We start from the raw sequence: 13,391 nt of genomic DNA on the forward strand, positions 1-13,391 counted from the left end.
TTTAATTAATATACCCCGATAACTTTTTAAAATACTACAGTTTGAACGAATTAAAATTAACTCTGGATACCGTAAATCCTGCTCACTTTTGGGGGGCTAACAACGAGAATTACGAAATGATTAAAGGTGCTTTTGCGAAGTTGAAACTGGTAGCGAGAGGTAGTGATGTTAAGGTTCTCGGTGATGAACAGGAACTTAAGGCATTCGAAGACAGGTTTAACCAGCTTGTTGCACACCTCGAAAAATACAGCTCATTAACTAACAATGATGTTGAATCTATTTTAGGTGCAAAGGCCGCTGGCGTTGCTAAAAAAGATGTTGAACAGCCAACTGGTGGAGGAGGCGAGGTAATTGTTTTTGGTACCAATGGATTATTAGTTAAGGCAAGAACAGCCAACCAGCGTAGAATGGTAAGCAGCATTGCTAAAAATGATATTTTATTTGCCATCGGCCCGGCAGGAACTGGAAAAACCTATACTGCGGTGGCTTTAGCAGTAAGAGCATTAAAGAACAAAGAAATTAAGAGGATCATTTTAACTCGTCCTGCCGTTGAAGCGGGTGAGAATCTTGGTTTCTTACCAGGTGATTTAAAAGAAAAAATCGACCCCTATTTGCGCCCGCTTTACGATGCTTTGGATGATATGATTCCTGCAGAAAAGCTAAAATTCTACATCGAAAACAGAACCATTGAAATTGCACCATTGGCTTTTATGCGTGGCCGTACACTAGATAATTGTTTTGTGATTTTAGATGAAGCGCAAAATGCCACAGACATGCAGTTGAAAATGTTTTTAACGCGGATGGGTCCGACAGCAAAATTTATAGTTACAGGTGATGTTACTCAAATCGATTTACCAAAGAAACAAATGTCGGGCTTGTTTAACGGATTGAGAATTTTAGAAGATATTAAAGGCATTGATATTATTTATTTGAGCGGTGAGGATGTTGTTCGCCATAAATTGGTTAAAGATATTTTGAAAGCTTACGGAGATATTCAATAAGTTGGAGATTAGAGAATAGGCTAGGACAGCCGTCACCCTGAATTCATTTCAAGGTCTTGATAGCAGGAAAGATGCTGAAATAAATTCAGCATGACGATGTGGAAAGGCCAAACGTTATTTATTATTTTCTAATAAAACTTCAATTAGATTTAATTTTATGGGAACCATTAATCTTCAAAGCGATTTCAAACTGTCTTTTGAAAAATTACCTCGTACCATCAGGTTAATCGTTTCAAAGAATAATGAAGAATGGATTTGTCGGAAAGAAAAACTTAAAAACCTGTATTCTTTTGCTGAAGTTGATCAGGAACATCTTTTTAAAGGCAGACTTCAATTATTAAAAAGTGATGGTAAAATAAATATTCAAGTTAAAGATGAACTTATCGGAGCAATTTCCAATGAAGCATTTAAAGAAGCTTTAAGCAAATTAAAATAATTTAAACCTCGTAGATACAAACTGCGAGGTTTTTTATTTACACATTTTATCTACCAACTTCGTCTTCCAAACTCGCACTTACCGACTTTTTTATTTATTTTTATGCCCTCATGAAAGCACAAAAAGAAACCAATTTCAATTTTCCAAATCAAAGCAATTTTTACAAAGGTAAAGTACGCGATGTGTACACCATAGCTGATAAAGTAATGGTAATGGTGGTGTCAGACCGTATTTCTGCATTCGATGTAGTTTTGCCAGAGGCTATTCCTTTTAAAGGCCAGGTGTTGAACCAAATTGCTGCCAAGTTTTTAGCCGCCACTCAGGATATCGTTCCTAACTGGGTATTGGCTGTTCCAGACCCGATGGTCACCATTGGTCGTATTTGCGAGCCATTTAAAGTCGAAATGGTTATCAGAGGTTACTTAGCTGGTCATGCCTGGCGTGAGTATAGCGCAGGTAAACGTTCTGTTTGCGGCGTTTCTTTGCCAGATGGTTTAAAAGAAAACGATAAACTGCCTCAACCAATTATCACTCCAACTACAAAAGCATCTGTTGGGCATGATGAAGATATTTCGAAAGAGGATATTTTAGCAAAGGGCATTGTTTCCATTTCTGATTACGAACAATTAGAAAAATATACATACGCTTTATATCAGCGTGGGACTGAAATTGCTGCAAAAAGTGATTTAATTTTAGTTGATACCAAATACGAATTTGGTAAAGCGGATGGCGTAATTTACTTAATTGATGAAATTCACACACCAGATTCTTCACGTTATTTTTATGCTAAAGGATACCAGGAACGCCAAAATGCCGATGAGCCTCAAAAGCAACTTTCGAAAGAATTTGTTAGAAAATGGCTGATTGAAAATGGTTTTCAGGGTAAAGATGGTCAGGTAATTCCAGAGATGACACCAGAAATTGTAAATTCTATTTCTGAACGCTACATAGAACTTTACGAAAAAATTGTTGGCGAAAAATTTGTTAAAGCCGATGCTGATGCCATTGCAAATCGTATTGAAAGCAATGTTGTAAAGGCTTTGGAAACCCTTTAAATTTTTATACATTAGTAAAATAAAGATTAGAAGAGATGAAATTTTCAGTAGATAAACATGAGAAATATGTAACCTTAAAGTTAAAAGAACCTAAGTTTACAAATGATAATTCCCCTGGTTTAAAATCTGAATTATATTTACTTAACGCTGAAGGATTTAAGAATATAATAGTTGATTTAAGTCATGTGAAAGAATGTACAGATGCACAAGATTTAAGTTGCTTACTCGTAGGAGATAGACTTTGTAAATCAGCAGGCGGGTTATTTATTGTAACAGGAATTAACGATGAAATTGCCCCAATCATAGAATTATCAAACATATTTCAATCTGTAACGTTTGTAAATACATTAGAGGAAGCTACTGATTTCATATTTATGGATGAATTAGAGAAAGAATTCAGAGGCGCAAAATAAATTCATTTAAATAAAATTTAGGCCTCGTAGTTTATAAAATCTACGAGGCTTTTATATATCATATACCATGAAGTTTGAAGTTACAATTTTAGGAAGTAGTTCGGCGACACCTGTGTACAACAGGAATCCATCGGCGCAGCTTTTAAATTGTAACGAAAAATTTTACTTAATTGATTGTGGAGAAGGAACGCAGCAACAGCTCACTAAATACAATCTAAAGGCTGCCAGAATTGACTATATTTTTATCAGCCATTTACACGGCGACCACTACTTTGGCTTAATTGGCTTACTTTCCAGTTTGCATCTTAACGGGCGTGTTAAACCAATGCAAATTTTCGGGCCAAAACCATTACTGGAGATTTTAGAAATTCAGTTTAAATATTCTGATACGGTTCTTCGTTATCCAATTGAATTCTTTCCTACAGAAGCTGATGAATCGAGACAGATTTTTGAAAATCAGGATTTAACTGTCAAAACGATCATATTAAATCATCGCATTCCGACAACAGGATTCATATTTGAGCAGAAGCAAAGACAACGTAAGCTGATTAAAGAAAAGACGGATGAAATTCCTATGGCTTATTACACAGCATTGAAAAAAGGTTTAGATGTTGAATTGCCCGATGGAGAAGTTTTAAAGAGTGAAGATTATACTTCACCAGCTGATTTGCCCAGAAGCTATGCCTATTGTTCTGATACGATGTATGATGAGCGATATTTTCCAATTATAAATGGTTGCAATACACTTTACCACGAAGCTACTTTTATGCATGAGCTTGTAGATAGAGCGAATGAAACACATCACACAACAGCTTTACAAGCAGGAGAGGTAGCTAAAATCAACGCTGTTGAAAAGTTATTGATCGGTCACTTTTCATCCCGTTATAAAACCCTTCAAATGCTATTAGAGGAAACTCAATCTGTTTTTGAAAATACAGAACTAGCAGTAGAAGGAAGAACTTTTCAATTGTAAACCGAACGAATCTTATAAACCTTTTTGCAGCGATATCCTTTTAACTTTTTCTGTTAAAAGATTTAGTGTAAAGAAGGAACAGATTTTAATATTCGTACTGCAATTGCTTTTCCAAATATTTAGAATGGAAAAAGCCTTGCAATTATAAACCGCAAGGCTTCCATTTGTATGATTAATTTTTTACTTATCTTTTTTGTTGCCACCACCAAATACAGAGAAGTGAACGTAACGCTTAGGATTTGCTTTTAAATCTATCATCAACTCATCAAGATTTTTTGATGCATTATTTAGGTTTTGGTACATCTTATCATCATTTAACAATAAACCCAAACTTCCTTTGCCATCTTTAATACCTGTAATTACACTTTGCAAATCGGCGATAGCATTATTGGCGTTATCTAAGGTCTGCTTAAAATTAGCAGCGGCAAACTTATCGGTTACTGTATTAATGTTTGTTAAAATATCGCTAATTTTTTGATTGTTATTATTCAGGTTAGCCGTAATGCCTTCCACATTTTTAAATATGGCCTCAATACGAGCACTTTCCGAACCTACTAAACCATCTACTTTTTTCGATGTAGTTTCTAACGAAGCCAATGTTCCAGCGATGCTATTAAAACTTTTATCAACATTTTTTTGGAAGTTTGGATTAAGAATAGAATTTACACTGCTCAAAATAGAATCCATTTTGCCAATGATTAACTCTGCTTTCTTTTGAACCGGCTGAACTTGTTCCATTAAACCTTTTTCCACATTGGCATTAAGTGTGAAACCATCTTCAGCCATTTTTTTAGAGTTCCCTAACGACATTACAATCGCTTTGCTACCCAATAGATCGGTACCTTCTAATTTAGCTACACTATTCTCTGGAATATCATATTTGCTATTGATGCTTAGTGTGGCTAAGATAGTTCCACCTGGCTCTAACTGAAGTTTAGCCACGCGGCCGATTTGGTAACCATTTATAAGAACAGGTTTCGAAACCGTTAATCCATCAACTCTGGTGTATCTTGCAAATAAGGTTGTTTCGCTAGAAAAGATGGAATTACCTTTTAAAAAATTGTATCCTATAATGAGTAAAGCGATGGCAAATGCTGCTAAAATCCCTACTTTGGTTTCGTTTTTAATCTTCATGAGTGTTTTTTCTTTGACGGATACAAGTGGCAAAAGTAGTAATTATTACTTGTCCGAGGCGTAATTCTTTAATTTATAGTGCAAATTATGTTTGTTATTACATAATGCTTACACAGTGGTTTTTGTTTGATGAATAAATATTTAAAATGCTAGATTATTTAACTTCAACCGATTTTTTATAACTTTTAATAGCAGCTAATATCGAGTCGGCAATCTCAATCTGACCAGTTTCAGAATTGATATATTTTTCCTCTTCCTTATTAGATATAAAACCCACTTCTGTTAATACAGCTGGCATTCCGCACCGCTGAAGTACCAAAACGCCTTGCTCTTTCACTCCCCGGCTTGCTCTTTTATCTCTGCTGATGTAACTGGTCTGTATTAATTTTGCGAATTTAATGCTTTTATCCCGAAACGTGTTTTTTAATAATGATAAAAGAATAAATGTGCCTGGATCGTTTGGATCGTAACCATCATATTTACTTTTATAATTTTTCTCCAGTTTAATATCGGCATTTTCCCTGATTGCAGCGTCTTGTTCTTTTAATCTATGTGATCCGGCAACAAGTGTTTCAGCCCCTTTAATATGTTTGTTTCCAGGAGGCATGGAATTACAGTGGATAGATATAAAAAGATCTGCGTTGGCATCATTTGCGATTTCAGCCCTCTTATACAAATCAACATCAACATCTTTTGTGCGGGTATAAATTACTTTAACATCTGGCAACTCGGCTTTTATCCTTGCTCCCAATTTTAAGGCAACTTTTAATGCGATGGCTTTTTCTGTAGAAAAACTTCCGGAAGCACCCGGTTTTTTACCACCATGTCCGGGATCGATTACAATAGTTTTAATTTTATATCCCTGGGCAAAAGATTGGCTGGAGATAAAGAGAGTTGTTAAAAGAAGAAATGCAAGAAGTTTAATCTTCATTATTTTTGGGATGGATTGAATTAGAAGGATGTTTCTGCGATGCGTTTATAGTTTTTTATAGCTTTAATTATTCCATTAACAATTTCTGTTTGCCCTTCTACTGAGTTCATATAATCTTCCTCATCAGGATTACTCACAAAACCAATTTCAGTTAAAACTGCAGGCATGGAAGCTCTTGCCAAAACTGCTAAGCTTTTTTCCTGTACGCCACGGTTAATTCTGCCTGCACTGATATACTCTTGCTGTAGTAAGGAAGCAAATTTTAAACTTCTTTCTCTATTGGTTTGTTTCATCAAAGAAAGCATGATATCATTCTCTGGAGTATTAGCAATAAAACCTTCGTAGTTTTTCTGATAGTTATCTTCCAAAAACATCGAAGCATTTTCCCTTTTAATAACTTCATCTTGCTCCCCTAAACGTCCGGTACCGGATACGAAAGTTTCAGTACCACGAGTAGAAGTACTTTTAGAAACAACAGAACGGTAAATGGGAACTTTTCTGCCTTTAACCTTTTTATAATAATCTACAACTTTCGATACCCTTACCGGCATATCGTTTAAGTGAATGGAGATAAAAAGATCTGCTTTTGCATTGTTTGCGATATTTATTCTCTCGTATAAAGGAATAAAAACATCTGTTTGCCTGGTGTAAATAACTTTGATATCTTTTATGCTATCTTGAAGTGCTTTACCTAAGTTTAGCGCTGTTTTTAACGCTACATCTTTTTCTTTTGAATAAACGCCATGAGTAGCGCCATCCTTTCCTCCGTGACCGGCATCAATTACGATTGTTTTAATTTTATATTCTTGCGCAAAGGCTTGATTATCAATTGTATTGGTTAAGACAAAACAAATAATAAATGTTAAAATGGTTTTAAGATACATCAATGGTATATTTTTCACTAATTTTGAACGTTTTTGATTAAACATTTGTGCAAAAATAACATTCAAATACGAATTTGAAACTTCTTACTAGCTCTATTTTACTAATTTCTGTCATTTTATTAACACATGGTGTTGGTAAAGCTAACGCATTTTCTTCTTTTTCATTGCAACAAATCATTCAGCAAGACACTTCAAAAAGAGATACAACAAGGAAAGTGACTCCAAATAATGGTGGATTAGATCAAAAAGTAGAGTACCGGGCAGATTCGGTTCGCTTCAGTAAAAACAAAAGTATTGTTTACATGTTCGGAAACGCCAGGGTAAATTACGGCGATTTTGAACTTGATGCTGATTATATCCGTTACGATTCGCAAAACAAGCTCATTTTTGCCAGCGGACGAACAGATCCTAAAACAAACAGATATATTGGGAAACCTATTTTTAAGTCGGGTACAGACGGTTCTGCAATAGCCGATTCACTTTATTATAATTCTGAAACGACCAAAGCAAAAGTATACGGTGTGTTCTCCGAACAAGAGGGTGGTTATTTTTCTGGCGGACAAAGTAAAAAACAAATTGACGACGAGCTACACATTAAAAATGTGATGTACAGTACTTGTAATTTGCCTCACCCACATTTTGGCATTTTAATAACCAAAGGTATTGCTACAGAAAAGCAGATTATCAGTGGTCCAATGTATATGGTTTTTGAAGGTGTACCCACGCCAATCGGTTTACCTTTTGCATTTTTCCCTAAACCAAATAAACGAACTTCGGGGATTATTTTACCAAGCCCAGGCGAAGATGCCACACGTGGTTTCTTTCTACAAAATGGTGGTTATTACTTAGGATTAAATGATTACTGGGATGCTAAATTACTGGGAAGTATTTATACAAATGGTTCTTACGAAACCAATGTAACCAGTAATTATATTAAACGATATAAATTTAGTGGTAACATTGGTATAAGCTATAATAGCGTTAAAAATGGTTTGGAAGGAACTGAAGCTTTCGAAAACCCGAATAAAGATTTTAGCATCAGGTGGTCGCACTCTCAAAACGCTAATGCCAATCCTGGAACTACTTTTAGTGCCAGCGTTAATATTACCTCGAGCAGTTATTACACCAATAGCCCTGCAAATCTTAACTATGATTTGAATGCGATTGCAAACAATACCACCAACAGTAGTATTAGTTATTCCAAAACTTTTTCCAACAACATGAATTATTCGTTATCAATGACGAGTAATCAAACATTACGTACACGAGATGTATCCATCAGATTGCCAGATGCAACTTTTAATGTGCCTACTTTTAGTCCTTTTGATTCTAAAACACGTTTGGGCGAACAAAAATGGTATCAGAAAATTACTGTTGGATATGCTTTACAAGGTACAAACGCTATCGATACCAAGGATAGTTTACTGTTCCAAAATGATGGCTTAAAAAGGTTAAGATCTGGATTTAGCCATACCATTCCAATTAACATGTCGTTTACGGCATTGAAATATTTAAACTTCTCATTAGGAGGTAGTTATAATGAAGTTTGGAATTTTCAACACATACAAAAAAAGTTTACCACTTTCGATGACGGAACTTACACTGAAAGAATTGATACTTTAAGCGGCTTTAAAAGGGCTGGGAGTTATAGCCTTTCTACCAGTATGTCGACTAAAATTTACGGACAAAAGAAGTTTAAAAATTTAGGGAACATCATGGCCATGCGCCATGTAATAACGCCAAACGTTTCATTTAACTATTCACCAGATTTTACTAAAGCAGGCAGTGGGCCGTTTTTGGCTGCAGTATCTGAAAATGAGTTTGTTGATGCGCAACGAACAATTAAGAAACCTATTATTGATCAGTTTGGGAATCCATTAACGTATTCTATTTTTCAGGGGATGGCTTACCAAGGATCATTTCCAGGAAAGTCTGCTGCAATAGGTTTTGGTGTAGATAACACAGTCGAATTAAAAGTGAAATCCAGTAAAGACACTACTGGAACTGGCGAAAGAAAAATTCCGATTATTCAGGGCTTAAGTATTTCAGGTTCTTATAATTTTCTTGCTCCAAGAAATAAACTATCAACCTTGAGTTTTAATGGTCGATCTCAATTCACCGATAAATTAGGAATAAACTACAATGGTACGTTCGATCCTTATGATTTGGATGAAGCTACCGATCCTGTTACAGGGCAAAAAACATTTACAAGAAGCAACAATTTTACGCTCCGTAGAGGCGGGCGGTTGGCAAGGTTAACAAATATTGGTTTCTCATTTGATTATAGCTTAAATCCTGAGGCGTTAAAAAAGAAAAATGAGGCTAATGATAAGTTAAGTGAAACTGCTAAAGAAAAAGGTTTATCTCCACTGCAATCAGAGCAATTGGCAGCCATCAGTAGAGATCCCAATGCATTTGTCGATTTCAATATTCCATGGAATTTTTCATTCTCTTATAGTTTTCAATACAGCAATGATTTTGGCGTAAGTACAACAAGCAATACCTTAAATTTTAACGGAGATTTTAACCTGACCCCAAAATGGAAATTCACATTTAATTCAGGTTACGATTTTCAAAATAACGGATTAACGCCTATGAATATCGGTATCTACCGAGATTTACATTGTTGGGATATGAGTGTAAATTGGGTGCCTTATGGAGCGTATAAAAGTTATTCGGTAACACTAAAAGTTAAGGCATCAATTCTTCAGGATTTAAAATTGAGCAAAAGACAAGGTTTCTACAATACATACCAGTAAATTATGCTAGCTGAAATTATAACCATTGGCGATGAAATTCTAATAGGTCAAATTGTTGATACAAATTCCGCCTGGATGGCTAAACAATTAAATTTAATTGGCATTTCAGTGAAACAAATTACTTCGGTTTCTGATGATGAACAACATATTTTATCGGCCTTAGCGGATGCCGAAACCCGTGCTGATATTATTTTGATTACAGGAGGTTTAGGTCCGACAAAAGATGATATTACCAAAAAAACATTAGCGAAATACTTTAATATGGGTTTTCGAAATGATGCAGGTGCATTGGAAATGGTTCGTCAGATATTCGAAAAATTTAAACGCCCTTTATTGGATGTAAATATACAGCAGGCCGATGTTCCTGATGGTTGTGAAGTTATTGTAAATAGAAATGGAACTGCTCCCTGCATGTGGTTTGAACAGCATGATAAGATTTTTGTATCAATGCCAGGAGTTCCTTACGAAATGATGTATTTAATGGATGATGAAATTCTACCAAGGATTAAATCGAGATTTAAACTTCCATCAATCGTTCATAAAACCATTCTTACTGCAAACATCGGAGAATCATTTCTAGCCAAGGAGATTGAAGAGATCGAAGATAGTTTGCCTTCAAATGTTAAATTGGCGTATTTACCAAAATTAGGTCAGGTGCGGTTGCGCTTATCCGCCAAAGGCGAAAATGAGAGTTTATTAAGAGAAGAAGTGGAAGTTTATGCTCAACGGATTATCTTGAAAGTTAAAAAGTTTGTTGTAATTGATGAAGATATTCCATTAGAACAGGCTATTCTCAATCTCATGAAAGGAAAGGGTTTAACTTTATCTACGGCAGAAAGTTGCACGGGTGGCTATATTGCACACCTGATTACCCAACACCCTGGCTGTTCATCTGTATATTATGGAGGTGCAGTTGCTTATGCTTACGAGTTAAAAGAATCTATCTTAGGAGTAAAGGAAACTACGTTAAAAAAGTATGGTGCAGTAAGTGAAGAAACTGTTACTGAAATGGCCGAAGGTGCGATAAAACAATTTAAAACAGATTATTCTATTGCCGTTAGCGGAATTGCAGGACCAGATGGGGGCACAGAAGATAAACCTGTTGGAACAGTTTGGATTGCAATTTCATCGAAAAATAAAACTGTAGCTAAAGTGTTTAATTTCAGTAACAAACGTATTCAAAACATCGAACGTTCGGCTGCATCAGCTTTAATGATGTTATTAAATCTACTTAGAGAAGACCTACACAACGAATAAAAACTGTATTTTTGTCGCAATACCAATATATAATACTGTAATTTAATATGGCTCAATACGAACTATTGTTACCAAAAATGGGTGAGAGTGTTGCGGAAGCAACCGTAATTAAATGGGTAAAGCAAATTGGCGACTCTATCGATCTGGATGATACAATTTTGGAAATCGCAACTGATAAGGTTGATTCTGAAGTTCCATCTCCTGTTGCCGGTAAATTGGTAAAGCAATTATTTGCCGCAGATGAAGTTGCCCAGGTTGGTGATGTAATTGCAATTATCGAAACTGAAGGTGGAAATGATGTTAAAACTGAAGAAGTGGTTCAATCTGCTCCAGTTGTTAACGAAAAACCAGAAACCATTCCAGGTATAGAACAACTTTCTGAAGACAAAACAACTGCTGCTCAATCAGATTTTGCTACGTCAGAGCGTTTTTATTCGCCATTGGTAAAAAGTATCGCTTCACAGGAAAATATTTCAATTGAAGAACTTGATGCTATTAAAGGTTCAGGTGCTGATGGTCGCTTAAATAAAGATGATTTATTGAATTACATTTCGAGTAAAAACAGCGGACAAACAATTAATACGCCGCAAGAAAAAGCAGAAATTGTAGCGGACGTTAAATCAGCGCCAGTTCCTGCGCAAACTCCAACAGCAAATAAAACCTCTACAACATCAGTTTCTGGTGGTGATGAGATTATTGAAATGGATAGAATGCGTAAACTAATTGCCGACCACATGGTGATGAGTAAAACGACTTCTCCGCATGTAACTTCTTTTGTTGAGGCCGATGTAACGAATTTGGTTTTATGGCGCAATAAGGTAAAAAACAGCTTCGAAAAGCGTGAAAATGAAAAAATCACTTTTACACCGATTTTTGTTGAAGCTGTAGCAAAAGCTATTAAAGATTTCCCATTGATTAATGTTTCAGTTAATGGAACTCAAATCATCAAAAAACGCGATATAAATATTGGCATGGCCGCTGCTTTACCAAGCGGAAACCTCATTGTTCCTGTTATTAAAAATGCAGATCAGCTAAATTTAGTGGGATTAACGAAAGCAGTTAATGATTTAGCAGCAAGAGCAAGGATTTCTAAACTTAAGCCAGATGAAACACAAGGCGGAACTTTCACTTTAACAAATGTGGGTTCGTTTGGAAACGTGATGGGAACACCAATTATAAATCAACCACAAGTTGCTATTTTAGCAGTTGGAGCCATTAAAAAGAAGCCTGCAGTTTTAGAGACCGAACACGGTGATGTAATTGCTATTCGCCACATGATGTTCCTATCTTTATCTTACGATCACAGAGTTGTAGATGGTTCGTTAGGAGGGATGTTTGTTCGGAGAGTGGCTGATTATCTCGAAAACTGGGATTTTAACAGAGAAATTTAAATAATATAAGGAAGTCGAGTTTTAAAACTTGGCTTCTTTCATTTAAAACCAAATCACATCAATTCTGTTTTTTGACTAACGACTAACGACTAACGACTAACGACTAACGACTAACGACTAACGACTAAAATTATGGCAAAGTTTTCAGAATTAATAAATGGCGATAAACCTGTATTGGTAGATTTTTTTGCTGAATGGTGCGGTCCTTGTAAAATGATGAAGCCGATTTTGGAACAGTTGAAATCACAGGTTGGAGATTCAGTTTCAATCATAAAAGTGGATATCGATAAGAATCAAGCAGCTGCGTCAGCATATTCTGTGCAAAGTGTTCCAACATTGATGCTGTTTAAACAAGGTAAACAAGTTTGGCGTCAAAGTGGTGTGTTGCAGGCTTCACAGTTAAAGCAGATAATCGATTCTCATTCTTAATTAAACTTCTACTACTTTATTTGGCGTAACCGCAAATATTTGTTCATTGGTTTTTGGGTAGATATTGTATAATCCCGTAAATGTACTGAAGGCAGGTAAAACTGCATATTCTTTTCCAAAATAAAAGCAGGGAAATTTTAACCGTTGTTTCGCTTTACCTTTAATGGTTATACCTGGATGGATATGACCACTGATTGGATACAACTCTTCCTCCGTACATTTTGGTGCATCATGAATAAAGCAAAAAGGACCTAAACAAAAACTAGGCTCATGTATTTCAATCTGCATGGATGAATAATCTGCATTTGCCAATCTATCATGATTTCCTTTTACCAGCAAAAATGTTAATGCACTAAATTGCTTTTTCCATGCTGCAAATTCATCAATATCGGTGTTCAAACCATGATGAAACATATCGCCATTAATTAATAATGTTTTAGGATTGTATTTTTCAATTAATGCTCCCAATCTTTGCAAATCATTTTGTGCAATGCTTGATGGCACCTGAACACCTGCCGAACGAAAGTGTGCAGATTTACCTAAATGCAAATCGCTGATGGCTAAAAGTTGGTGTTGTGGTAAATATAAAGCCCTCTCTTTATCTAAAATCAGTTCTTCTCCGTGGCTCGTAATCGTCATTAATTATTATCTAATATAGTCCGTCATTGCGAGGCACGAAGCAATCTTATTAAGAGATTGCTTCGTGCCTCGCAATGACGAAAAAGTAA

At 35.6% G+C, this 13,391-nt stretch carries 13 protein-coding genes; 9 read left to right on the forward strand and 4 right to left on the reverse strand.

Annotated features, from left to right (window positions below; all coding sequences use genetic code 11):
* The first annotated feature begins 41 nt into the window (after window positions 1-41).
* The 5 genes from LUA91_RS02000 (at window position 42) to LUA91_RS02020 (ending at window position 3,878) form a co-directional block, all read left to right on the forward strand.
* Window positions 42-1,001 (forward strand): PhoH family protein, encoded by a 960-nt coding sequence (locus LUA91_RS02000; RefSeq protein WP_231424279.1) that lies wholly within the window; start codon window positions 42-44, stop codon window positions 999-1,001.
* A 157-nt stretch (window positions 1,002-1,158) separates the two neighbouring features.
* Entirely contained in the window at window positions 1,159-1,437 is a 279-nt protein-coding gene (locus LUA91_RS02005; protein WP_231424280.1) for a hypothetical protein, read from the forward strand.
* A gap of 110 nt (window positions 1,438-1,547) precedes the next feature.
* Complete coding sequence (locus LUA91_RS02010) at window positions 1,548-2,492, forward strand: phosphoribosylaminoimidazolesuccinocarboxamide synthase (RefSeq protein ID WP_231424281.1); 945 nt, start codon at window positions 1,548-1,550, stop codon at window positions 2,490-2,492.
* Window positions 2,493-2,527: 35 nt separating this feature from the next.
* Window positions 2,528-2,905 carry an STAS domain-containing protein gene (locus LUA91_RS02015; RefSeq protein ID WP_231424282.1) on the forward strand — a complete coding sequence of 126 codons (378 nt, stop codon included), beginning with the start codon at window positions 2,528-2,530 and terminating at the stop codon, window positions 2,903-2,905.
* 67 nt (window positions 2,906-2,972) lie between these two features.
* On the forward strand, window positions 2,973-3,878 hold the full coding sequence (locus LUA91_RS02020; RefSeq protein ID WP_231424283.1) for a ribonuclease Z: 906 nt from the start codon (window positions 2,973-2,975) through the stop codon (window positions 3,876-3,878).
* A 180-nt stretch (window positions 3,879-4,058) separates the two neighbouring features.
* On the opposite strand, the gene LUA91_RS02025 is transcribed toward LUA91_RS02020, so the two are convergent.
* From LUA91_RS02025 to LUA91_RS02035, 3 genes are all read right to left on the reverse strand, one after another.
* Window positions 4,059-5,012 (reverse strand): MlaD family protein, encoded by a 954-nt coding sequence (locus LUA91_RS02025; protein ID WP_231424284.1) that lies wholly within the window; start codon window positions 5,010-5,012, stop codon window positions 4,059-4,061.
* Between the two features lie 154 nt (window positions 5,013-5,166).
* On the reverse strand, window positions 5,167-5,943 hold the full coding sequence (locus LUA91_RS02030; RefSeq protein WP_231424285.1) for an N-acetylmuramoyl-L-alanine amidase: 777 nt from the start codon (window positions 5,941-5,943) through the stop codon (window positions 5,167-5,169).
* Window positions 5,944-5,963: 20 nt separating this feature from the next.
* Complete coding sequence (locus LUA91_RS02035; RefSeq protein ID WP_231424558.1) at window positions 5,964-6,827, reverse strand: N-acetylmuramoyl-L-alanine amidase; 864 nt, start codon at window positions 6,825-6,827, stop codon at window positions 5,964-5,966.
* A 74-nt stretch (window positions 6,828-6,901) separates the two neighbouring features.
* Here LUA91_RS02035 and LUA91_RS02040 point away from each other — a divergent pair, with 74 nt between their 5' ends.
* The 4 genes from LUA91_RS02040 to trxA all read left to right on the forward strand — a co-directional run bounded on the left by LUA91_RS02040 (window position 6,902) and on the right by trxA (window position 12,663).
* Entirely contained in the window at window positions 6,902-9,586 is a 2,685-nt protein-coding gene (locus tag LUA91_RS02040) for a putative LPS assembly protein LptD (protein WP_231424286.1), read from the forward strand.
* 3 nt (window positions 9,587-9,589) lie between these two features.
* A complete protein-coding gene (locus tag LUA91_RS02045) occupies window positions 9,590-10,843 on the forward strand; it encodes a competence/damage-inducible protein A (RefSeq protein WP_231424287.1) in 1,254 nt (417 codons plus the stop codon).
* A 47-nt stretch (window positions 10,844-10,890) separates the two neighbouring features.
* Window positions 10,891-12,234: a dihydrolipoamide acetyltransferase family protein gene (locus LUA91_RS02050; RefSeq protein WP_231424288.1), complete on the forward strand. Its 1,344-nt coding sequence runs from the start codon at window positions 10,891-10,893 to the stop codon at window positions 12,232-12,234.
* A gap of 132 nt (window positions 12,235-12,366) precedes the next feature.
* Entirely contained in the window at window positions 12,367-12,663 is a 297-nt protein-coding gene (gene trxA, locus LUA91_RS02055; protein WP_231424289.1) for a thioredoxin, read from the forward strand.
* On the opposite strand, the gene pdeM is transcribed toward trxA, so the two are convergent.
* Entirely contained in the window at window positions 12,664-13,302 is a 639-nt protein-coding gene (pdeM, locus tag LUA91_RS02060; protein ID WP_231424290.1) for a ligase-associated DNA damage response endonuclease PdeM, read from the reverse strand.
* Window positions 13,303-13,391 lie beyond the last annotated feature (89 nt).

Origin of the sequence: Pedobacter sp. Leaf250 (genome assembly GCF_920984735.1) — a bacterium.
Classification (GTDB): Bacteria; Bacteroidota; Bacteroidia; order Sphingobacteriales; family Sphingobacteriaceae; genus Pedobacter.